Genomic DNA, 22,620 nt, shown 5'->3' with positions numbered 1-22,620 from the left:
CTTCTATTCATTTTTCCCGTCGGCGCCTTTATCTACGGCATGCTCTCCAATGTCCGAACCCTGGCCAAAAGCTATCCCGTCCGCTTCAACCGCCAGCGTCGCGAAGTCTGCTACATCGACGACACCACCCACCAGGTGCTGATCGTGCCTTGGGAAAATGTGGTGGCCTGGGTCGCCCGCAGCCAGGGCGTGACCAGCTACGGCGCGATGCGCGATTACACGTTCGGCATGGGGCTGGAGGACGAAGAGCGCGACAGGGTGCAGTTCGTGTTGTCGGCCCAACCCAGTGACGCACATGCGCTGGGCATGTGGGCGTCGATCCGCAACTACATGGAGGAAGGGGAGCTGGTGGACACGCCCAACCCCATGCTGGCCGCATTGGGCATCACCTTGAGCGAGGACGAGCTCAAACCGTATGAAGGGTTGCACACCTTTGAGATCGAACGGCTCGATGCCAGGGCGTTGGGGCGACTGGACGACGGAGGAGGCCATCTGACTGCCGAAGAGCGCAAGCGTTGGGGGTACTCCAAACGCTCCCGCTGGCCTCTGCGGTGGTGGTACGTCAGACGCGTGATCGTGTTCTGGAAAATGCCCTACCTGATCGCCGAATGGGCTCACCGCAAAGGCCGTCCGACCCTGCCTGAAAGCGTCCAGGCCTGGTCGCAACCGCTACCCCCGGAGCAATGGGCCAGGCCCAGCCCCGCCCTGCAAAAAGCCAACGCCCTGGTCAAGCACGCCATGGACAAAAAAGGCGCGACCTTCGTCGCCGCCTGCAAGGCGGCGGGGTTGCATTGAACACACCGCTGCATACCTGGCCCAGCGGCCTGAGCAAGGCCCCTTACTGGCTGTTCACCCGAGAGGAAATGGCGGCGATCGATGATTAGCCAACTGTTCAAACGCAAAAGCACAGCCACTGCCCCGGAGCCGGGCATTGATATTCAAAGCCAACGGCCCCGTGCCGGGGGGCTGCGGGTCAGGGGCCTGAATGAAACTTTGTTCCTGGCGCCGTTGCCGGTGTACACCGGACAGGCACAGGTGTCGCGGCGTAATTTTTCGGCGATGAACGAGACCTATCTTGAACTGGGCGGTAGCAACTATGGGATGGTTGAACAGGGAAAGAGACTGGCGGCATTTATTTGGATGATCTTGTTTATGGCTTTTTTAGCTCCCAGTTTTGCAGTTTTGTATTGGGTTCTTTTTTATCCAGAAAACATTCGTGAGCCGATTAACGAGCTTATCAATGCTATCAAGGTATTTTCCAGTTATGCACTTTTATCCATTATCCCGATTGGAGCCATGGTTTACGGCATGCTCTCCAACGTCCGAACCCTGGCCAAAAGCTATCCCGTCCGCTTCAACCGCCAACGTCGCGAAGTCTGCTACATCGACGACACCACCCACCAGGTGCTGATCGTGCCTTGGGAAAATGTGGTGGCCTGGGTCGCCCGCAGCCAGGGCGTGACCAGCTACGGCGCGATGCGCGATTACACGTTCGGCATGGGGCTGGAGGACGAAGAGCGCGACAGGGTGCAGTTCGTGTTGTCGGCCCAACCCAGTGACGCACATGCGCTGGGCATGTGGACGTCGATCCGCAACTACATGGAGGAAGGGGAGCTGGTGGACACACCGAATCCCATGCTCGTTGTTCTGGGGCTTACACCCACCGAAGATGAACTCAAACYTTATGAAGGCCTGCACACCTTTGAGATCGAACGCAAAGGTGCACGCTTCATGGGCTCGCTAGACGATGGCGCCGAGCATCTGAGCGCGGAGCAGCGACACCGTTACGGTTATGGCAAACGCTCCCGCTGGCCTCTGCGGTGGTGGTACGTCAGACGCGTGATCGTGTTCTGGAAAATGCCCTACCTGATCGCTGAATGGGCTCACCGCAAAGGCCGTCCGACCCTGCCTGAAAGCGTCCAGGCCTGGTCGCAACCGCTACCCCCGGAGCAATGGGCCAGGCCCAGCCCCGCCCTGCAAAAAGCCAACGCCCTGGTCAAGCACGCCATGGACAAAAAAGGCGCGACCTTCGTCGACGCCTGCAAGGCGGCGGGGCTGCATTGAACACACCGCTGCATACCTGGCCCAGCGGCCTGAGCAAGGCCCCTTACTGGTCGTTCACCCGAGAGGAAATGGCGGCGATCGATGATTAGCCAACTGTTCAAACGCAAAAGCACAGCCACTGTCCCGGAGTCGGGCATTGATATTCAAAGCCAACGGCCCCGTGCCGGGGAGCTGCGGGTCAGGGGCCTGAATGAAACTTTGTTCCTGGCGCCGTTGCCGGTGTACACCGGACAGGCACAGGTGTCGCGGCGTAATTTTTCGGCGATGAACGAGACCTATCTGGAGTTGGGTGGTAGCAACTACGGGATGGTTGAGTTGGGAAAGAGATTGGCACTTCAGATATGGATGGTTTTGTGTACTGCTTTTTTTGCACCTGTGCTTATTTGTCTATGGCTCGTTGCTTTTAGCCCCCCTGAAATCGACCGAAAATTCTTCGACATTGTTGGGGGGGCCGTGCAGGTATTCGCTACAGGCTCGCTTCTATTCATTTTTCCCGTCGGCGCCTTTATCTACGGCATGCTCTCCAATGTCCGAATCCTGGCCAAAAGCTATCCCGTCCGCTTCAACCGCCAGCGTCGCGAAGTCTGCTACATCGACGACACCACCCACCAGGTGCTGATCGTGCCTTGGGAAAATGTGGTGGCCTGGGTCGCCCGCAGCCAGGGCGTGACCAGCTACGGCGCGATGCGCGATTACACGTTCGGCATGGGGCTGGAGGACGAAGAGCGCGACAGGGTGCAGTTCGTGTTGTCGGCCCAACCCAGTGACGCACATGCGCTGGGCGTGTGGACGTCGATCCGCAACTACATGGAGGAAGGGGAGCTGGTGGACACACCGAATCCCATGCTCGTTGTTCTGGGGCTTACACCCACCGAAGATGAACTCAAACCTTATGAAGGCCTGCATACCTTTGAGATCGAACGCAAAGGTGCACGCTTCATGGGCTCGCTAGACGATGGCGCCGAGCATCTGAGCGCGGAGCAGCGACACCGTTACGGTTATGGCAAACGCTCCCGCTGGCCTCTGCGGTGGTGGTACGTCAGACGCGTGATCGTGTTCTGGAAAATGCCCTACCTGATCGCCGAATGGGCTCACCGCAAAGGCCGTCCGACCCTGCCTGAAAGCGTCCAGGCCTGGTCGCAACCGCTACCCCCGGAGCAATGGGCCAGGCCCAGCCCCACCCTGCAAAAAGCCAACGCCCTGGTCAAGCACGCCATGGACAAAAAAGGCGCGACCTTCGTCGCCGCCTGCAAGGCGGCGGGGTTGCATTGTGTTTCTTCCTGAAGACACCTTCTCGGCGCCGAGCAGGGTCATCGCCATGACGAAAATGGAGGTGGCCAGATTCAGGTATTCAGGCGCAAACAAATGACCTCACTCCCGGACATTTTTTAGTCTTATCGGACGATGCCCCTCTGGCGTGCAGCGTGAACTATCTGCCCTTACTTATTGGCAGGTTTTCTACGGAGTCAGGAATGAACGGTTTCAATACACCGCATCAACCGACGATGCTCGACAACAGCCCCGTGTCCCGCGAACACACTCAGCGTCTGCTTGATCGACGGGCAGTGGCTGCGGGGCAAATCAAACCGGCGGACCGCTACACCATCGCCGATCGGCTGGAAGAGCAGGCCACGCGTTTCGCCCAGCGCCCGTTCCTCATTTACGGCGAACAGCGCTTGAGTTATGCCGAGGTCGATGCACGTGCCAACCAGATGGCACATGTTTTCCATGCCCGCGGTTTGCGCCCGGGCGACGTCTGCGCCATGGCCCTGGAGAACCGCCCGGAGTTTTTTTTCAGTTGGTTTGGCCTGGCCAAACTCGGTGTGGTGGCGGCCTTTATCAATACCCAGGTCAGTGGTCGGGCCTTGGCGCATGCCGTGGTGTCGACTGCCGCCAAGGCCATGGTGGTGGGTGAGGAGTGCCTGAACAATCTGTTGTCCACCGAAGGCCTGCCGGACGTACCCTGGTTGCTCGTGCCGGACGCCGAAAACCCCGCCAGTGAAGCATCCCGCGCCCGTGTAGATGCAGGGTTCGCCGAACAGGTGGCGGCGGCACCACGCACTGCATTCGCACGCGAGCTGCGGGCCGAGGTGCCGGCCGAGTCGCCGGCGATGCTGATTTTCACCTCGGGCACCACCGGTTTGCCCAAGGCTGCGATCTATAGCCATATGCGCTGGTTGTCCATCGGCGACGTGATGGAGGTGACCCTCGACGGCACGACCGAGGACGTATTCTACTGTTGCCTGCCGCTCTATCACGGTGCCGCGGCGACGTCAGTGACGGCCACGGCCCTGCGTGTCGGAGCCAGTATCGTGGTCCGCCGCAGGTTCAGCGTCCGGGAGTTCTGGAAGGACATCCGTGGCCACCACATCAGCATTTTTCAGTACATCGGGGAAATCTGCCGCTACCTGCTCAATCAGCCCGTGGTCGATGGCGAGCGTGAGCACAGCTTGCGTTGCCTGCTGGGCGCGGGCCTGACGCCGGAGACCTGGCAGCGCTGGCTGGAGCGTTTCGGCCCGGTGCAGATTCTCGAGGGCTGGGGTGCCACCGAGGCCAACACCAGCCTGATCAATCTGGACAACCAGCCAGGTTCCTGCGGGCGCGTGCCGTTCTGGGATAAAACCAATATCCGCCTGGTTCGATATGACGTCGAAAGCGACAGTCATCCACGGGACGAAAATGGTTTCTATCAAGTCTGCAAGGTTGGCGAAGTCGGTGAGGGCATGGCCTTCATTGTCGATCATCCGCAAATCGGCGCCGGACGCTTCGAGGGTTACACCTCGGCGCAGGCCACCGAAAGCAAGATTCGCCGCAATGTCTTCAGTCAGGGCGATGCGTATTGGAGTTCGGGTGACCTGCTGCGGTACGACGAGAACGGTTACTTCTATTTCGTCGATCGCATCGGTGATACCTACCGCTGGAAGAGCGAGAACGTTTCAACCCAGGAAGTCGCCGATGCCCTGGGCGATTTTCCGGGGCTGGAACTGATCAACATCTACGGCGTACAGGTACCCGGGCATGAAGGGCGCGCCGGTATGGCGGCGGTGCTGATGCAAGAGGGCCAGGACTTCGACCCCCAAGCGTTCTACGCGCTCACTGAAGCGCGCTTGCCACGCTATGCCGCGCCGGTGTTCGTGCGGGTGTCCGCCGCGGCGGATCTGACCAGTACCTTCAAGCTGCGCAAGGTCGATCTGCAACGCCAGGGTTACGCGCCGAGCGCGTTCAACGATCCGTTGTACATCCGCGATGAAAGCAGCCGCAGCTATCGGCCGTACTCCGACGAATTGCTCGACAGAGCCGGTCTGCAGCCATTCGCGGTGGCCCCTCAAGTCTGATGAGCTGGCGGCCCGCGGCCGCTGGCCAACCTTCGCCATAAAGCCCAACACCTGACACCTCAATGTCGGGATCGTTGGGCTTCTGTGTATTCAGTGACCCTGCATCAGCAAATGCTCACTCAAGTCCCCGATCATTTCCAGGTGCGAGTAGTCACGAAAGCTGAATCGCCAAACCCCGTCGACACGCTCGAACTCATCGAGATAATGCCCGGCGGCGATGGGTTGCAGGGGCAGGATGTCGGTGGCTTGCAGCACCGTATAGCAGGAACGAATCGTGGCGGTTCCAGCGTCTTCGTCGATGTCGATGACGGGATTGCTGATGATGTGTTGGGTTCGGGGTGTGCCGCAGGGATAAATCCTGATTCGTTGCTGCCAGATGCCCAGCAGGGCTGTGTGATCCAGGAAACCGCTCTGGCTTTGAACCTTGATTCGGGCATGACGAAACAGCTCGGCAGCCTTGATCAGTTGGCCGCCATCCAGGTACTGGGCATAGCGATAGAGCAGGTTGCTGATGTGTACGGCACTGGTGCTCATGTTGATCCTCATAACAAAAAGCCGCTGCAACCCTTGGCGGTTTGCAGCGGCGAGAGGTGGGGCAAGGAGATCAGGCTGTCGCGGTCTGGACCGGCGTGACGAGTGGGGCGGGGTTCTTGATCTGTTGCCGGTAACGTGGCAATGCCAGGGTCAGGAACACGCTGGCCAGCACCAGCATCGACACCGATGAGGCGAGGGCATAGCGCAGTGATTCGGTGCCCAGGGACGGCAAGAAAAAATCACTCAGCATGCCCACCAACAGCGGCCCGACACCGACACCCAGCAGGGTCATGAACATCACGAAAATGGCCGTGGCCTGGGCCAGGCGTGTCGCCGGGAACAGGTGGGTAATGGCGCTCAGGCACGGCGTTGCCCACCACACGCCAAAGAACGCAAATACGCTGTAGAACAGAAAGGCTTGCGGCACGGCGATACTACCGATATGGAACGCCGTGCCTTGAGGCCAGAGAAAATAGGTCAGGGCGAAAGGAATGCTGATCAGTGTGCCCAGCAATGGCACGCCGATTTGCCAGCCAGCATTGCGCCGCACCATGCGGTCGGTGAGCAGGCCGCAGATCAGCGTGCCGATGGCCGCTCCGCCGCCACCGACCACGCCAACAAGAAATCCGGCCTGTTGCATGTTCAGGCCGTGGGAGCGGATCAGGAAGCTCGGGCTCCAGGTGCCGATGGCGTAGCCGGCAATCGCCGCCGCGCCACCGGTGAGCACCAGCCACAGAAAAGAGGGCGTGCGAAACACCTCGGCGAGGGTTTTGGCCCAGCCGTCTTGCAGCACGGCGGCGCTGCTCAGCGGTACGACGCGCTTGGGCGCACGCACCGTCAACAGCAGTAGCAGGCCGAGGAAAATGCCCGGTGCGCCGATCAGCATGAAGGCGTAGCGCCAACCGTGCTCCTGGGCGATCCAGCCACCCAGACCGAGGCCGACTACTGCTCCCAGGCTGGAACCGAGCATCAGGAAGGCCAGGGCCGTGGATCGGCGGTTGGCCGGATACAGATCCGAGACCATGGCCACCGACGGCGCCGTGCCGCCGGCTTCACCGACAGCCACGCCAATGCGTGCGAGCACCAGGGTCAGAAAGCTTCCGGCCACGCCGCAGAGCATGGTCATCAGGCTCCAGGCGATGCAACTGAAGGCGATCACCGGCTTGCGCCCGATGCGGTCTGAAAGGCGCCCCAGCGGGAAGCCGAACACCGTATAGAACACCGCGAAAGTCACCCCTGACAGCAGGCCGATGCCTGTATCGGAAATGCCGAATTCGAGCTTCACCGGCTCAATCAGAATCGCCATCAACTGACGGTCGATGTAGTTGAAGACATAAATCATGGCGAGCACGAACAGCGCGTAGTGCGTTCGCCATGTCACGGGGGTGGATTGGTTCACTGCGGGTGCTCCCGGTTTTGTTCTGGTTGACGCGATGCTCAGCTCGTCACGGTATTTTCTCATCGTCCGTTCAGACCATTTTTGAGTTTGCAGACAAGCCGTCCTGCACGTTCGCCGACCTAGTCTTGTCGGACGATGTTTCGCTTGCGCTCAACGTCAATCATTCAGCCCGTATTCGCTGGCATGTCAGTGCTTGCCCACGTTGTGGCAAGCCCTGCGACAGCCAGAAAACAATAAGAAGCTGAGGAATTGAAATGAGCGTCTTGTTCGAGCCGATCGCCCTGGGCGAACTGCAACTGGCCAACCGCATCGTCATGGCCCCCATGACCCGCAGCCGTGCCCTTGCCGATGCGGTACCTGGCGGCGATATGGTCGAATATTATCGCCAGCGTGCCAGCGCCGGGTTGATCGTGGCCGAGGGGACCGCGCCTTCTGCCAGCGGCCTTGGCTATTGTCGCACCCCGGCGATCTACAGCGACGAGCAGATCGTCGGCTGGCAGCGGGTCACCGAGGCGGTGCACGCCGAGGGCGGGCGCATCGTCCTGCAGCTGATGCACGTCGGCCGCGCCGCCAGCCGCCACAACAAACCTGCCGGGGCTGCCACGGTGGCACCTTCGGCATTGCGCGCTCGCACCCAGGTGTTCAGCGACACTGCCGGCCTGGTGGACACCGATGAGCCACAGGCGCTGACCTTGCAAGGTATTGACGAGGTTATCGAAGACTATCGCCAGGCCGCGTTGAATGCGCGCCTGGCCGGCTTCGACGGCGTCGAGTTGCACTGCACCAGCGGCTATCTGCCGATGCAGTTTCTGGCATCCGGCAGTAACCGGCGCAACGATGCCTACGGTGGCGATGTGACCGGGCGGGTGCGTTTTGCCAAGGAAGTGATCGAGGCCATGGCTGCTGCGATCGGCGCCGGGCGCGTCGGCTTTCGCCAGTGCCCCGGCAACCCCTACAACGACATCGACGACTGCGATCCGGCGGCCACGGCGGCGGCGTTGTGCGAAGCCGTGGCGCCGTTGGATCTGGCCTACCTGCACATTATGCGCTCGCCACTGGCAGAGCTTGATGCGTTCGCCCTGGCACGTCGGCACAGCCCTCATGCATTGATTCTCAACGATGGTTTCGACGGTCCTTCGGCCAGTGCCGCTCTCGCGTCGGGCGAGGGGGCTGCTGTGTCGTTCGGCCGTCACTTTATAGCCAACCCCGATCTGGTGGCGCGCTTGCAGCGTGGCCTGCCGCTCAGTGGCTTCGACCGCAAGACCCTCTATACGCCGGGGCCGGTGGGCTATTCGGATTACACCGCCCATCAAGGGATTGCCCGGGAGGTGGCGCAATGAACCTCAACGATTTGAAGCACGTGCTGCCGACCGCTCCCGTATCTCGGGAGCAGACCCAGGCGTTGCTCGACCAGCGCTCGGCCGCCGCCGGGCTGATCAAGCCGGGCGACCACTACACCCTGGCCGATCGCCTGGAACAACAGGCGAGCGAGCAGGGTGAGCGCACGTTCCTGATCTATGGCGAGCAGACCCTGAGTTACTCCGAGGTGGATGCGCGAGCCAATCAGATGGCCCACACCTTTTATGCCAATGGACTGCGCGCTGGTGATGTCTGCGCCCTGGCCATGGAAAACCGTCCGGCGTTTTTCTGCACCTGGTTTGGCCTGGTCAAGCTCGGGGTGGTGGTGGCCTTCATCAACACTCAGGTCAGCGGCCGCCCCCTGCTGCATGCGTTGCAGGTCACCGAGGCCAAGGCGTTGGTGATCGGCGAAGAGTGCCTGGCCAATGTGCAGGCCACCGAAGGTTTTCCAGACCTGCCGTGCTGGCTGCTGCGCGATGCAGAAAACCCCTGGACGGGAGCGCTGCCCAAGGGTGTCGACGGGCATTTCGATGCACGCCTGGAGAAAGCCCCGCGCACACCGTTCCCCCGGGATATCCGTGCGCACATCGATGCGCAGACGCCGACGCTGTTGATCTTCACCTCGGGCACCACCGGCTTGCCCAAGGCCGCGCGCTACAGCCACATGCGCTGGATGTCGTCGGGCGATGTGATGCACACCACCCTGCAAGTCACCTGCGATGATGTGTTCTATTGCTGCCTGCCGCTCTACCACGGTGCCGCGGCCACGTCGGTGACTTCTACCGCGCTGTGTGCCGGTGCGGCCATCGTGGTACGCCGCAAGTTCAGCGTGCGCGAGTTCTGGAACGACGTGGCACGGCATCAGATCAGCATCTTCCAGTACATCGGCGAGATCTGCCGCTACCTGCTCAACCAGCCGGTGCGAGCGGGCGAGCGCGAGCACAGCCTGCGCTGCATGCTCGGTGCCGGACTGTCGCCGGACTCCTGGCAACGCTGGCTGGAGCGCTTCGGCCCGATCCAGGTGTTCGAGGGCTGGGGCGCTACCGAAGCCAATGCTGCGGTGATCAACGTCGACAACTATTTCGGTTCCTGTGGACGGGTGCCGGACTGGAATAAAACCAACCTGCGGCTGGTGCGTTACGACATCGAAAACGACTGTCATCCCCGGGACGAAAACGGTTTCTATCAAGTCTGCAACGTGGGCGAGGTCGGCGAGGCCATGGGCTTTATCGTCGATCACCCTGAGATCGGTGGCGGGCGTTTCGAGGGCTACACCTCGGCTGAGGCAACCGAGGGCAAAATCCGCCGCAATGTGTTCCGCCAGGGTGATGCCTACTGGAGTTCCGGCGACTTGCTGCGCGAGGACGCCGACGGTTACTGCTACTTCGTCGATCGCATCGGCGATACCTATCGCTGGAAGAGCGAGAACGTGTCGACCCTCGAAGTGGCGGACGCCCTGGGCGATCTGGCGGGCCTGGAACTGATCAATATCTATGGCGTCCAGGTGCCGGGCAATGAAGGTCGCGCCGGTATGGCCGCGGTGTTGATGCAAGCGGATCAAGTGTTCGATCCGGCCGCCCTGTACGCCCTCACCGAAGCTCGCCTGCCGCGCTACGCGGCCCCGGTGTTCGTGCGTGTCACCCAGTCGGCTGACCTGACCGCCAGCTTCAAGCTGCGCAAGGTCGATCTGCAGCGACAGGGCTACTGCCCGACCCGTTGCAGCGATCCGCTGTTGATCCGCGACGAACAGGCCCGCACTTATGTGCCCTATTCGCAAGAAGCGCTGGCGCGCGCCGGCCTGAGACCTTTCGTGGTGGCCGACCATGGCTGATCTCGACACTAACGGTCACGAACTGCGCGACGGCCTGCGTTATCCCTGGCCGCAGGCGCCCGATTCCGGGCAGGTGCGCGAAGTGGCGCCGGGCGTGTGGTGGTTGCGCATGCCGCTGCCGTTTCGCCTGGACCACATCAACCTCTATCTGCTGCGCCATACCGACGGCTGGGTGGTGGTGGACACCGGCATGAACACCGATCAGACCCGCGAGGTCTGGGATCGGGTGCTGGGTGAAGTGTGTGGCGGGCTGCCGCTGCTGGCGGTGGTCTGCACCCATTTTCACTCCGACCATGCCGGGGTCGCCGCGTGGCTTTCCGAGCGTTTTCACTGCCCGGTGTACATGACCACCAGCGAGTTCCATTCGTTGCACCTCAGGTTTCCCGCCGATCAACCCCCGGGCTGGGACTTTCTCGATTTCTATCGCAAGGCCGGCGTGGCTGACGATCAAAGCCGCGAGATGTTCGCGGTCATGAGCAATGCGCATTTTCTGCCTGCGCCGCTGAACCATTACCGCCGTTTGCACGAGGGCAGCCTGCTGAATATTGGCGGCCGTACCTGGCAGGTGGTCATCGGTCGCGGTCACTCGCCGGAGCATGCCTGCCTGTACGCCGCCGATGACGGCTTGCTGATCTCCGGCGACCAGGTGTTGCCGCGCATCACCTCCACCGTCGGCGTGCATGCCATAGAACCGCTGGCCAATCCGTTGCGCGACTGGCTCGACTCCATCGAGCACTTGCGCAGCCTGCCCGACAGCGTGCTGGTGCTGCCGGCGCACGAGCGGCCGTTCTTCAATTTGCATCAGCGCCTGGATCAGCTGGAAGCCCATCACCACGGGCATCTGGCGCTGATGCTGGCCAACTGTGACGAGCCGCGCACCGTGCTCGAACTGATGGCTGTGTTGTTTCCCAGGCTGTCGGGTCGTTTCGACGAACTGATGGCGCTTGGCGAAACGTTGGCCCATGCCAACTACCTGGTGGCCGAAGGGTCGCTGGAGCGGGAGGAGGACCGGGGGCGATATCGCTACCGGCGTGCTGTAAGGGGAGCGTGCGCTGTTAACCCGCTCAGAGTGTTTTGAGCGCACGGCAGGGCAGCAGTGTTGAACATTCCAGGCAGCCAGCCGGTTGTCATTGAGGAGAATCAGTGTGATCAACAAAAACAACAATAACTCTACGGTCATCGGTTCGAGCGCATTCCAGGTCAGTAGCCTGGCGGCAGCCATTGCACTGGTGTCCACACCGGTGTGGGCCGGTGATACGTTCGAGTTCGACAACGGCGCGACAATCGACTGGTCGGTGACCACCAGCTACGGCATCGGCGTGCGCACGGGCAGTCAGAGCGATCGCTTGCTGACGGTCAACGCCGACGATGCCAACCGCAACTTCGACAGTGGCAGCCTGACCACCAACCGCGTGGGCGCGCTGGCCGAAATGATCCTGCGCAAGGACAACTACGGCGCCGTGGTGCGCGGCAGTACCTTCTACGACGACGTCTATCATCGGGAGAACGATAACGACTCGCCCGCCACCGTGAACAAAAACGGCAGCAATGACGAGTTCACCAGTGACACCCGCTACTACAGCGGCGGTCGCAGCAAACTGCTGGATGTGTATGTGTTCAGCGGCTGGCGCTTTGACAACGACACCATGCTCGACGTCAAGGCCGGGCGGCACATCGAGTCCTGGGGCGAGAGTCTGTTCTATCCGGGCGTTAACGGCGTACAAAACCCTTCCGACGCGGTAAAAGCCTCGCAGCCGGGAGTCGAGGTCAAGGAAATCCTCTTGCCGGTGGGCCAGTTCTCCGGTTCGTTCCGATTGAACCCCCAGCTGACCTTCGGTGCGTACGTGCAGTACGAATGGAAGGGCACCGAACTGCCGCCGGTGGGCAGCTACCTGTCGGGCAGCGACGTGGTCGGGCCAGGTCGCGAGTTTATCTACGCCAACGGCCAGAAGATCGCCTACCGCGGCACTGATGATCCGAGTGATGGTGGCCAGTGGGGCGTGCAGATGCGCTACCGCCCGGTCCCGGCCCTCGAGCTCTCGCTGTTTCACGTCAACTACCACGACAAGAACCCGGCCACCGCACTGGTCGGCTACAACGCCTTGCCGGTGGGCGGTGGCCGCAACGCCTTCGTCAGCAATGGCTACGAGATCAAGTATTTCGAAGACATCAAGCTGACCGGCATCAGCGCCTCGACCAAGCTTGGCGACACCCAGGTCGGCGCCGAATGGTCGTACCGCGATGGTGCGCCGGTGATGGTCAATACCGGCCTTGGCGCTGTACCGGCCAAGGGCAAAGGCCAGCAAATGCAGTTGTCTGCGATCCGTATCCTAGGGGACCGCCCCTGGGCCAGCCAGACCAGCCTGACTGCCGAAATCATCCGCGTGCAGGTCGACAGCGTCGAGTCCACTTCGGCGGCGCCCAACCTGCAAGGCGTGAACCTTCTGCCTACCCTGGCACCTCTAGTGGCCCCTTCCGATGACTACACCTACAGCACCGCCGCGGGCTACCGCACCAAGTCTTCCAGCGCCTACACCGTGGGCGCATCGTTCAGTTATCCGGGAGTTTTCCAAGGCTGGGATCTGGAAGTCCCCTTCAGCTTCTCCAACGTCTTCAGTGGCTCCACGCCCATGGCCGGAAGCATCTCCGGCGTCGCCGGTGACCGACGCCTGAGCATGGGCACGACCTTCAAATACCTGGGCAACCTGGAGCTCGGTTTGAAATACATCAGCTACCTGGGTGAAGCCGACCCGATCGATCGTCCGTTCGCCGACCGCGACTACGCCACGTTCTCGATGAAATACACCTTCTGATCGACGACTCGAGGTCCGGGCAGCTCTGCTGCGCCAGGACCTTCAAAACAACCTGGAAAACGCCGCAGCGTAACGCTTCGGCATGGAGGCACTATGGGGCTCAAAGGGCACGCGGCCATTGTTGGCAGCGCACAATACAAACCGGAGAAATATTCGACCGCACCCAAGATGTTTCACCTTGAGCAAGTCGCCGATCTGGCGGCCCAGGCCCTGCGCGATGCCGGGCTCAAGGCCTCGGACCTCGACGGGCTGGTGATCAACGGCCCGCATTTTCATGAAGCCTCGGTGTTCGTACCGGCGATGGCCGCCGAATACCTGGGCCTGCGCCTGAACTTCGCTGAAGTGGTGGACCTGGGTGGCTGTACGTCGGTGGGCATGGTTTGGCGCGCCGCCGCCGCCATCGAACTGGGACTGTGCCAGGCCGTGCTGTGCGTTATTCCCGCTCGCATGGCGCCGTTGGGGCCTGATGAGGATCCTGGCTGGATGGCCCGGTCCATGCGATTTGGCGGCCACAGCACGGCATTCGGCGCACCTGAAGCCGAGTTCGACCTGCCTTACGGGCACATGGGCCAGAACACCGGCTACGCGATGATTGCCCAGCGTTATGCCGCCCAGTACGACTACGACCAGCGGGCCATGGCCAAGATCGCCGTTGATCAGCGCACCAACGCCCTGGCCAACCCGCAAGCGATGTTCTACGGCCAGCCGTTGACCATCGAGCAAGTGCTGGCCAGCAAGATGGTCGCCGATCCCTTGCATGTCCTGGAAATCGTCATGCCGGTGGCCGGTGGCGCTGCCCTGATCATCACCAACAAGGAAGTGGCGGCGCGGGCACGCAAACGTCCGGCCTTCATTACCGGGTTTGGCGAGCACCTGGCCTTCAAGTCGCCGTCCTATGCCGAGGACATGCTGCACACGCCGATTGGCCCGGCTTCCCAGCGCGCCTTTGCCATGGCCGGGCTCAAGCCCAAGGACGTCGATGCCGCGCAGATCTACGACTGCTACACCATCACCACCTTGCTGACCCTGGAAGATGCCGGTTTCTGCGCCAAGGGCGAGGGCATGGCGTTCGTGCGCGAACACGACCTGACCTGGCGCGGGGATTTCCCGATGAACACCCATGGCGGGCAACTGAGTTTCGGTCAGTCGGCCTCGGCCGGTGGCATGAGCCAGGTGATCGAGGCGGTGACGCAGATCGCCGGCACCGCCGGTGAACGCCAACTGGGTCGCTGCGACAGTGTCTACGTCTCCGGCACCGGCGGCGTGATGAGTGAGCAGGGCGCATTGATACTTCAGGGAGCATAAGCACATGTCCAACAACAAACCGATGCCGGTCGCGACGCAGATCTCCGCGCCGTTCTGGGAGGGCCTGAAGGCTCGCCGCCTGTTGATCCAGCAATGCAATGCCTGTGCGCACTGGAACTTCTACCCGCGCCGGCACTGCACGGTGTGCCTGGAACATGACCTGGCGTGGCGCGAAGTCAACGGCGCCGCGACGCTGTACAGCTATACCGTGACGCGCATTGCGACCTTGCCCGACTTCATTGATGAGATGCCGCAGAAACTCGCGGTGGTCGAGTTGGCTGAAGGCGTGCGCATCAACACCAACCTGGTTGGCCTTGAGGAACACGAAATCCGCATCGGTATGCCCTTGCAGCCGGTGTTCGCCGAAGTCGATGCCAAGGGCAACCGCCTGCTGCGCTTCACCGGGGTCGACAAGGATGCGCCGGGCCTTGAGCCGCTGCCCGCGCAGGACAGCGAACCGGCGCCTGTTGCAGAGCAACCGGCCGCCCGGCAGGTCGACCTCAACGATGGTCCGGCCTTGCAGGCGCTGGTCAGCGAACAGTTCAGCGACTGGAGCAATGTGGTGGTGGTCGACCAGGCGCTGATCGACGACTTTGCCCGGTTGTCGGGCGACGATTACTGGATCCATACCGATCCGGAGCGGGCGCGCCTGCAAAGTCCGTTCGGCGGCACCATCGCCCACGGTGCGCTGGTGCAGGTGTTGCAATCACGGATGAAACTGGCGCTGGGCTTCGAAATCAGCGGCTTCACCACCCAGATCAACTACGGCTCCGATCGCCTGCGCTTCCCGGCACCGGTACCGGCCGGCTCGCGCATCCATGCGCGGGCCCGGGTGAAAAAAGTCGACATCCAGGCCCGTGGCACCCAGCTGACCCTGGAGCTCAACACCCATGTGGTGGGCCAGGACCGGCCGTCGGTGATCAACGATCTGGTGATCCTGTACATGGCCTGATCCCCGCCGAAGATCCCCTGTAGGCGTCGGCTTGCCGGCGATAGCGTCCGTCAGGCCGACGAATGGGTTGTCTGAACTGAGGCCATCGCCGGCAAGCCGGCTCCTACAGGGGGGGGCGATGTCAATCAGTTCGGCTTGCACATAAATACCCGCCATTCCCGCCCCACGCCATTTGCGCCATTGCATAAGCCATTTGGACGATGTTTCACCTCTCCCTTGCGCCGACTATTGCCCCAGAGGCAACGCCCATCTCGATTGCCTCGCATGCCTGGTGCGTGACAAAAACAAGAGGATCGGCCCTATGAATTGCCCTATCCAAGCCTTCCCCGAACTGGAGCGTTGCTCATGCGCTCGTTGATCGGCTACGCGGTTTGCCTGGTGGTTGCCTTGACCATCGGCTACACCTTTTCCCCCAAAGCCCCTGCGCAGGCAGAGCTGTTGGCCACGCGCCCGGACCGGGTGCAGATCAACGGCCTGCTCAATTTTGGCGCACGCGTGGTCGCCGTTGGCGAGCGCGGCAGCATCCTGCTCAGTGATGACCAGGGCGTCAGCTGGCAGCCCGCCAACGTCGCCACGCAACGCAACGCCACCCTGACCGCCGTGGTCGCGCTGGACGACAAACGTTTGCTGGCCGTCGGGCATGACGGCTGGATCCTGCGTTCCGAGGACGCTGGCAGCAGCTGGCAGGAAATACGCTACGACAGCGATCTGGGCGAACCGCTGCTGGGCATCTGGACCGGCGGTGGCGACAGCGTCCTGGCGTTCGGCAGCTTCGGCAAGTTCTATCAATCGATTGATGGCGGAAAGACCTGGGTACCGCAGCCACTGGAGATCGACAACGCACACCTGAACAGCATGGCCGGCGGCAACGATGGCCGACGCATGCTGGTGGGCGAACAGGGTCTGGTGTTGCGTACCAGCGACAGCGGCCAGCACTGGCAAACCTTGCCGGCGTTCTACAGCGGTTCGCTGTTCGGCATCGTGCGCCTGAGCGCAGACAACTGGGTGACCTACGGTATGCGCGGGAACGTTTTCGTCAGCCACGACTTCGGCGACAGCTGGACCCAGATCAAAGTCGGCAACCAACTGCCGCTGTACGGCCATGTGCTGCTGCCCGATCACTCGGGCCTGGTGATCGTCGGTGCGGGCAGTTCGGTGGTGCGCCTGGATGTGAAAGGTGAGCTGGTCGGTGTCGGACGTCTGGCCGGCCTTGGCACATTGACCTCGGCGACTGTCGTTGGCTCGCGTCTATTGGTGGGCGGCGAACGCGGGGTATTACAGGGATCAGGTGGCAGCGTCGCTGCCTTAATGGCCACGCAGGCCACCCAGTGAATGAGAGGCAGGTAATGAATCAAGGTAAACACTGGGTGACGCGTTGCGTCGAAACCTGCGCGGACCATCTGATGGCCCGGCGCAAGGGCCTGCTGGCGCTGTTCGTCCTGGTGACGCTGGGCCTGGGCTACAGCGCCACCCACACGCAACTGGATCCGGGCTTCAACAAACAGATCCCGGTGCGCCATGAATACATGATCAATTTTCTCAAGTTCAGCCGCTACTTTACCGGCGCCAACCGGTTCCTGGTCAGCGTGCGCTGGAAAGGCGAGGGTGACATCTATAACGCCGAGTACCTCGAGACCCTGCGCAAAGTCACCGACGACGTGTTCTTCATCTCCGGTGTCAGCCGGCCCAGCGTGACGTCGCTGTTTACCGCCAATGTGCGCTACATCGAAATCACCGAGGAAGGTTTCTTTGGCGACGTAGTAGTGCCACCGCGTTTCAGCGGCACTCTCGAGGACCTGGCGCAGGTTCGCAGCAACACGGCGGCCTCCGGGCAGGTCGGTCGCCTGGTGGCCAATGACCTGAAGTCGGCCATGGTCCGCGCCGACCTGCAGGACACCGACCCCAAGACCGGCCAACCGGTGTCCTACGTCGAGATCGCCAAGCGTCTGGAAGAGATTCGTGGCAAGTACAACAGCCCCAACATCGAAATCAACATCGTCGGCTTCGCCAAGCTGGTGGGGGATGTGGTTGAAGGGTTGAACACGGTGATCGGCTTCTTTGTCGTGGCCTTCGTCATCACCGGTTTGCTGCTGTGGCTGTATTCACGCTCCCTGCGCCTCACGGTGGTGGCGCTGGTGGTCGCGTTGCTGCCGGTGGTCTGGTTGCTGGGCCTGTTGCCGCTGCTGGGCCTGGGCATCGATCCGATGTCGATCCTGGTGCCGTTTTTGATTTTTTCCATCGGCGTGTCCCATGCGGTGCAGATGACCAACGCCTGGAAGCAGGACGTGTTGGCCGGCAGCAGTTCGAAGGAAGCGGCGCGTTCGGCGTTCTGCAAGATTTTCATCCCCGGTTCCCTGGCCTTGCTGATGAATGCCCTGGGCTTCGCGGTGATCATGATGATCGACATTCCGATCGTTCACGAACTGGGGGTGACGGCCTGCATCGGCGTCATGCTGATGATCATCACCAACAAACTGATGCTGCCGATCATCATTTCCTACCTGCGCCTGGAGCCTGCGCTATTGCGTCGTGCGCAATCGCGACCGACGGGCAAGCACCGCCTGTGGTGGCGTCTGTCGGCGCTGGCCGAACCCGGGCCTGCCGTGGGCGTGTTCGTTGTCAGTCTGTTGCTGCTGGCGGCCGGGGCCTACAAGGCTCGCGACCTGGCGGTGGGCGATATCGGCGCGGGCGCGCCGGAGCTGCGGGCCGATTCGCGCTACAACCAGGACAACGAAAAGATCATCAACAGCTACTCCATCGGTCTTGATGTGATGTCGGTGTTCGTCCAGGTCAAGGGCGTTGAGGAAGGTTGCCTGTCGCCTGCGGTGATGCGTGCGGTGGAAGCCTTCGATTTCCGCATGCGCACGGTCTCGAGCGTGCAGTCGATCCAGAGCGTGGCGGACATGGGCAAGCGGGTGATCGCCGGCAACAACGAAGGTAATCCGCGCTGGGCGGCGATTCCAGGCTCGCCCCGTGGCTTGAGCCAGGGCGCTCGGGCCTATATGCCGGATGACGGAATGGTCACCGACGGTTGCCAGCAGATGCAGATCCTGGTGTTTCTCGCCAATCACGAGGGCAGCACGGTCAGCCATGCGATCGCCGAAGCCAAGCGGATCATTGCCGAAGTCAGTACGCCGCAAGTCGAATTTCTCCTGGCCGGCGGCAACGTCGGGGTGATGGCGGCCTCCAACGAGGCGGTCAAGCGCGCCGAAGTGATCATGCTCGGGGCACTATTCGGATCGGTGGCACTGTTTTGCTGGCTGACCTTCTTGTCGATCCGGGCGGTGCTGTGCATTCTGGTGCCGCTGGCGATTGTTGCGATCCTGTGCAACGCACTGATGACCCTGCTCGGGATCGGCCTGAAGGTCGCGACGCTGCCGGTGATGGCGCTGGGGGTGGGTGTGGGCGTCGACTACGGCATTTATCTGTACGAACGTATCCAGCACGAAATGCTGCGCGGAGCCAGCCTGCGCGAAGCCTTCTACGAGGCCATGTGCCAACGCGGCACCGCTGCGGTGTTCACGGCCGTGACCATGGCGATTGGCGTGTGCACCTGGGCGTTCGCACCGCTGAAGTTCCAGGCTGACATGGGGGTGCTGCTGTCGTTCATGTTCCTGGTCAATGTGCTGGGGGCGATTTTCCTCCTGCCGGCGCTGGCGGCCTGGTTCAATCGCGGTCGCCCCTTGGTTGAATATCGGGCTCGTACGCCTGCACCGGCACAAGGGCAATTCCGCTTGAAAAGCAGCCCGGCGGCGCGTGATACCGCAAGCGAAAAATAAACCTGCCGGGCCTCTTGTGGAGTCCACAGGGGCTAAGGAAACTGGCAGGCAAGTAGAGTCGAAAAGAGGGGGGAACTCTGGGTTCCCCCGGCCGAAATTATAAAAATAACAAGGGAAGAGCCTGGCTCTTACCCGAGCGAGAGAAGACTATGCAAAATGCTGTCTTGACCCATGAAGCCCTGGCCAGCCTTGGCCTCGACCTCACGCGCTACAACCAGCTGGTGGGCGAAATCTATGAAGGCGCCCTCGATCCGAAAATGATGGCCCACGCCCTCAGAAGTTTTCTCAAACTCTTCAATGCCAATTTCGTCACCCTGATCCTGCGGGTGCCGGATCAACCCGACACGGGCGTGATGATTATCGTCGGCGACATCGAAGGTGCCGGTGATGTCTGCTACATGACCTACCCGCAAACCAATTCGCCTTTCGCCAACCAGCCGATCGACAGTGTGTTCACCGTCGATGACATCATGAGCGCCACTGAGTGGGAACACTGCGCCTACTTCAAGGCGTTCTGCGCTCCCAATGACGTGTACCACGTGATGTGCGCGGACATTTCCACCCCCGACGGCGGCAAGCTGCGCTTTCGCATGACCCGCCCCAAACGGGCTCCCAACTTCTCTGCCAACGACCGGGCGGTGTGCGCCAGTTTCCTGCCTCACCTGCGACGGGCCTCGCAACTGCATAACCTGCTGGACCGCAGCGAATCGCTGAGCGAGTTGTATTCCCAGGCCATCAGCCGGTTGTCGGTGGCGACCCTGGTGCTCGACGAGAGCGGCAGCGTGCTGCAGATCAATCCGGTGGCGCAGGAAATTCTCGCCCGTTCCGATGGCCTGAAACTGGTGGGAGGGCGCCTGGAGGCGACGTACCCCAGCGACAACCGCGAGCTGCAACGCCTGATTCGCGGCGCGTTCTGCCCGGATGCGCCGAAAAGTGCCGAGGCCATGTCGGTGACGCGTCCTTCGGGGCTGGTCAACCTGGGGGTGGTGGTCGAATCGATTCCGTCCCTGGACTGGGCCGAAGAAAAGGGCCAGCCGGCGGCGCTGGTGTACATCCGCGATGCGTCTAGCAAATCCCTGGCCAGCGAAGTGGTGACCAAGCAGCTGTTCAACCTGACCAAGGCCGAAACGGCCCTGGCCATGGAACTGGCCAACGGCTTGTCCCTGGAGGAAGCTGCCGAGGTCCTCAATATCCGCCGTAACACGGCGCGGGCGCACTTGCGTTCGATCTTCTCCAAGACCGGTGTGCGGCGCCAGACCGAACTGGTGCGCATCATGCTCAACAGCGTGGTGGCCTTGGGCAAGCCGCAACTGGCGCTGAAACTGGCCGAGAAAATCAAGGTGCCGCCGCTGCAATTGGCCGTGCCGATCTACCGTCAGGCCTGATTCTGCAGACCCACCGCCGGGCCATTCGTGCCCGGCGTCGCAGTCATTGACCCCGCGCATTTTTTAGTCCGCACGGACGATGCCGCCCCGTGATCGCCCTGTCGATACTGGGCGGACCTATCACGGAGAACCACAATGCCTATTACAGCCATCACCGGCAGTGCCTCGGGAATCGGGGCCGCCGTATCCGCCGCCATGCGCGCTGCCGGACATCAGGTCATCGGTATTGATCGCAACAACGCCGAAGTGCTCGCCGACCTGTCCACCCCTCAAGGGCGTGACGCGGCCATCACGCAAGTGCTTGAACTCAGCGGCGGGGTCCTCGACGGACTGATCTGCTGCGCCGGGGTCGGTGTCACCGCGCCAAACTGCGGGCTGATCCTCGCGGTCAATTACTTCGGCGTCAGTCAATTGCTTGACGGCCTGCAGGGGGCATTGGCCAAGGGCCAACAACCGGCGGCGCTGGTGATCGGCTCGGTGGCGGCGACACATTCGGGGCCCGAGGGCCAGCCGCAGATCGAAGCGATGATCGCCGGCGATGAAGCCCAGGCCTTGCAACTGGCCAACAGCCTCGGCCAGCCGCACGTCGCCTATGCCGCCTCCAAATTTGCCATCAGCCAGCATGTCCGCAGCCTGGCTGTGAGTTGGGGCAAGCAGGGTATGCGGGTGAACGTGGTGGCGCCGGGTGCAGTAGAAACCCCGCTGCACCAGGCTTCGCTGGACGATGCGCGTTTTGGCCAGGCAACCCGTGATTTCGTCGCGCCCTTGGGCCGCTCCGGGCGCCCTGATGAGATCGCCGCAATGGTAGCTTTCTTGCAATCGCCACAAGCGTCATTTGTCCATGGCACCGTGGTGTTCGTTGATGGCGGTATGGACGCCATGGTCCGCGCCTCGCGTTTCTAAAAGGAATCTGTATGAACAAGGTGGCATTCATCACCGGCGCCAGCCGTGGTATTGGCCGCGAGGCGGCGCTGGCATTCGCCCGCGCCGGTTTCGACCTGGCGATCAGCGCCCGAACCCTCAACGAGGGTGAGCAACATGAGCATGCCTTGCGCGATGCCACCGGAGCGCCACTGGCCGGCAGCCTCAACGGCACTGCGCAGGCGTTGCGCGAACTGGGTTGTCGGGTACTCGTGGTGCCGATGGACCTGCTCGACAGCGCCTCGGCCCTGCACGCTTGCGAGGCGGTGCTGGCCGAGTACGGGCGCATCGACGTGCTGATCAACAACGCGATCTACCAGGGCAGTGATCTCAACGCCGGGTTCATGGACCTGCAGGCGCAGACCCTGGAGCGTATGTTCCAGGGCTACATCCTTACCCCCTTCCTGTTGACCCGTGCAGTGGCCGAACACATGGTGACGCGCGGCGGCGGGGTGGTGATCAACGTCACCTCCGGCGCTGGCGAAAGCGACCCACCGGTGGCGGCGGGCAAGGGCGGTTGGGGATATGCCTATGGTGCGGGCAAGGCGGCGGTGTCGCGATTGTCCGGAGTGCTGAGCACGGAGCTGGGCGAGGCCGGCGTGCGCGCCTATACCCTCAATCCGGGCGTAGTTACCACCGAAGCCCTTAAGGCCACCATCGGCGACAAAGGCCTGATCGCCCTGCGCGCCGGCAGTGCTCCACCGCATGTTCCGGCGGCGGTGATGCTGTGGCTGGCTACGGCCGAACAGGCACCGGGCTTTCAACGCCGGACCATCGCGGCGCAGCCGTTTGCGCTGGAGCACGGAATAGTCGCCGACTGGCGTTGAAGTTTTGAACGACGGTATCGAATGGCGGCTTGAAGCCATTGCTCCCACAGATTTCACGGTGAGGCATCAATAGCCTGAACACCCTGTGCCTGTGGGAGCAGGATCGCTCCGGGCGG

The 22,620-nt window shown here is 62.0% G+C and carries 17 protein-coding genes; 15 read left to right on the top strand and 2 right to left on the bottom strand.

Going from position 1 to position 22,620, the window contains the following annotated elements; translation table 11 throughout:
- The 4 genes from AD668_RS29675 to AD668_RS14505 form a co-directional block, all read left to right on the top strand.
- A partial coding sequence (locus AD668_RS29675; protein ID WP_053159889.1) for a DUF6708 domain-containing protein occupies nt 1-795 on the top strand: 795 nt, incomplete at its 5' end.
- Between the two features lie 198 nt (nt 796-993).
- Nucleotides 994-2,064 (top strand): DUF6708 domain-containing protein, encoded by a 1,071-nt coding sequence (locus AD668_RS14515; RefSeq protein ID WP_256220656.1) that lies wholly within the window; start codon nt 994-996, stop codon nt 2,062-2,064.
- A gap of 198 nt (nt 2,065-2,262) precedes the next feature.
- Entirely contained in the window at nt 2,263-3,348 is a 1,086-nt protein-coding gene (locus AD668_RS14510) for a DUF6708 domain-containing protein (protein ID WP_256220655.1), read from the top strand.
- A gap of 188 nt (nt 3,349-3,536) precedes the next feature.
- Complete coding sequence (locus AD668_RS14505; RefSeq protein WP_053159829.1) at nt 3,537-5,399, top strand: long-chain-acyl-CoA synthetase; 1,863 nt, start codon at nt 3,537-3,539, stop codon at nt 5,397-5,399.
- Nucleotides 5,400-5,489: 90 nt separating this feature from the next.
- On the opposite strand, the gene AD668_RS14500 is transcribed toward AD668_RS14505, so the two are convergent.
- Together AD668_RS14500 and AD668_RS14495 are read right to left on the bottom strand one after the other, a co-directional pair.
- Nucleotides 5,490-5,933: a nuclear transport factor 2 family protein gene (locus AD668_RS14500; RefSeq protein ID WP_053159827.1), complete on the bottom strand. Its 444-nt coding sequence runs from the start codon at nt 5,931-5,933 to the stop codon at nt 5,490-5,492.
- Nucleotides 5,934-6,003: 70 nt separating this feature from the next.
- Nucleotides 6,004-7,332 (bottom strand): MFS transporter, encoded by a 1,329-nt coding sequence (locus tag AD668_RS14495; protein ID WP_053159825.1) that lies wholly within the window; start codon nt 7,330-7,332, stop codon nt 6,004-6,006.
- Nucleotides 7,333-7,586: 254 nt separating this feature from the next.
- On the opposite strand from AD668_RS14495, the gene AD668_RS14490 reads away from it, so the two are divergent.
- The 11 genes from AD668_RS14490 to AD668_RS14440 all read left to right on the top strand — a co-directional run bounded on the left by AD668_RS14490 (nt 7,587) and on the right by AD668_RS14440 (nt 22,504).
- A complete protein-coding gene (locus AD668_RS14490) occupies nt 7,587-8,672 on the top strand; it encodes an alkene reductase (protein WP_053159824.1) in 1,086 nt (361 codons plus the stop codon).
- Nucleotides 8,669-10,522: a long-chain-acyl-CoA synthetase gene (locus AD668_RS14485; RefSeq protein ID WP_053159822.1), complete on the top strand. Its 1,854-nt coding sequence runs from the start codon at nt 8,669-8,671 to the stop codon at nt 10,520-10,522. The genes AD668_RS14490 and AD668_RS14485 overlap by 4 nt, the downstream gene beginning before the upstream one ends.
- Nucleotides 10,515-11,600, top strand: a complete 1,086-nt coding sequence (locus AD668_RS14480; RefSeq protein ID WP_053159820.1) for an MBL fold metallo-hydrolase — start codon at nt 10,515-10,517, stop codon at nt 11,598-11,600. The genes AD668_RS14485 and AD668_RS14480 overlap by 8 nt, the downstream gene beginning before the upstream one ends.
- A gap of 67 nt (nt 11,601-11,667) precedes the next feature.
- Nucleotides 11,668-13,335 carry a DUF1302 domain-containing protein gene (locus AD668_RS14475; protein ID WP_053159818.1) on the top strand — a complete coding sequence of 556 codons (1,668 nt, stop codon included), beginning with the start codon at nt 11,668-11,670 and terminating at the stop codon, nt 13,333-13,335.
- Nucleotides 13,336-13,428: 93 nt separating this feature from the next.
- Nucleotides 13,429-14,640: a thiolase family protein gene (locus AD668_RS14470; protein WP_053159816.1), complete on the top strand. Its 1,212-nt coding sequence runs from the start codon at nt 13,429-13,431 to the stop codon at nt 14,638-14,640.
- 4 nt (nt 14,641-14,644) lie between these two features.
- Complete coding sequence (locus AD668_RS14465; RefSeq protein ID WP_053159813.1) at nt 14,645-15,592, top strand: OB-fold domain-containing protein; 948 nt, start codon at nt 14,645-14,647, stop codon at nt 15,590-15,592.
- A 345-nt stretch (nt 15,593-15,937) separates the two neighbouring features.
- On the top strand, nt 15,938-16,924 hold the full coding sequence (locus AD668_RS14460; protein WP_053159811.1) for a YCF48-related protein: 987 nt from the start codon (nt 15,938-15,940) through the stop codon (nt 16,922-16,924).
- Nucleotides 16,925-16,938: 14 nt separating this feature from the next.
- Complete coding sequence (locus AD668_RS14455; RefSeq protein WP_053159810.1) at nt 16,939-19,371, top strand: RND family transporter; 2,433 nt, start codon at nt 16,939-16,941, stop codon at nt 19,369-19,371.
- 149 nt (nt 19,372-19,520) lie between these two features.
- Entirely contained in the window at nt 19,521-20,756 is a 1,236-nt protein-coding gene (locus AD668_RS14450) for a helix-turn-helix transcriptional regulator (RefSeq protein ID WP_053159808.1), read from the top strand.
- Between the two features lie 135 nt (nt 20,757-20,891).
- Nucleotides 20,892-21,659 carry an SDR family oxidoreductase gene (locus tag AD668_RS14445; protein WP_053159806.1) on the top strand — a complete coding sequence of 256 codons (768 nt, stop codon included), beginning with the start codon at nt 20,892-20,894 and terminating at the stop codon, nt 21,657-21,659.
- Between the two features lie 11 nt (nt 21,660-21,670).
- On the top strand, nt 21,671-22,504 hold the full coding sequence (locus AD668_RS14440) for an SDR family NAD(P)-dependent oxidoreductase (RefSeq protein ID WP_053159804.1): 834 nt from the start codon (nt 21,671-21,673) through the stop codon (nt 22,502-22,504).
- Nucleotides 22,505-22,620: the final 116 nt, after the last annotated feature.

Source organism: Pseudomonas sp. P1.8 (assembly GCF_001269805.1).
Lineage (GTDB): Bacteria > Pseudomonadota > Gammaproteobacteria > Pseudomonadales > Pseudomonadaceae > Aquipseudomonas.
Note: the sequence above shows the minus strand (reverse complement) of the source record. Positions and strands in the feature narration are given on the sequence as shown.

What these genes read in the sequence shown, in the direction of transcription:
- AD668_RS14470 (WP_053159816.1), top strand. Translation starts at nt 13,429, where the DNA reads ATGGGGCTCAAAGGGCACGCGGCCATTGTTGGCAGCGCACAATACAAA.
- AD668_RS14485 (WP_053159822.1), top strand. Translation starts at nt 8,669, where the DNA reads ATGAACCTCAACGATTTGAAGCACGTGCTGCCGACCGCTCCCGTATCT.
- AD668_RS14455 (WP_053159810.1), top strand. Translation starts at nt 16,939, where the DNA reads ATGAATCAAGGTAAACACTGGGTGACGCGTTGCGTCGAAACCTGCGCG.
- AD668_RS14460 (WP_053159811.1), top strand. Translation starts at nt 15,938, where the DNA reads ATGCGCTCGTTGATCGGCTACGCGGTTTGCCTGGTGGTTGCCTTGACC.
- AD668_RS14500 (WP_053159827.1), bottom strand. Translation starts at nt 5,933, where the DNA reads ATGAGCACCAGTGCCGTACACATCAGCAACCTGCTCTATCGCTATGCC.
- AD668_RS14450 (WP_053159808.1), top strand. Translation starts at nt 19,521, where the DNA reads ATGCAAAATGCTGTCTTGACCCATGAAGCCCTGGCCAGCCTTGGCCTC.
- AD668_RS14440 (WP_053159804.1), top strand. Translation starts at nt 21,671, where the DNA reads ATGAACAAGGTGGCATTCATCACCGGCGCCAGCCGTGGTATTGGCCGC.
- AD668_RS14505 (WP_053159829.1), top strand. Translation starts at nt 3,537, where the DNA reads ATGAACGGTTTCAATACACCGCATCAACCGACGATGCTCGACAACAGC.
- AD668_RS14465 (WP_053159813.1), top strand. Translation starts at nt 14,645, where the DNA reads ATGTCCAACAACAAACCGATGCCGGTCGCGACGCAGATCTCCGCGCCG.
- AD668_RS14445 (WP_053159806.1), top strand. Translation starts at nt 20,892, where the DNA reads ATGCCTATTACAGCCATCACCGGCAGTGCCTCGGGAATCGGGGCCGCC.
- AD668_RS14480 (WP_053159820.1), top strand. Translation starts at nt 10,515, where the DNA reads ATGGCTGATCTCGACACTAACGGTCACGAACTGCGCGACGGCCTGCGT.
- AD668_RS14490 (WP_053159824.1), top strand. Translation starts at nt 7,587, where the DNA reads ATGAGCGTCTTGTTCGAGCCGATCGCCCTGGGCGAACTGCAACTGGCC.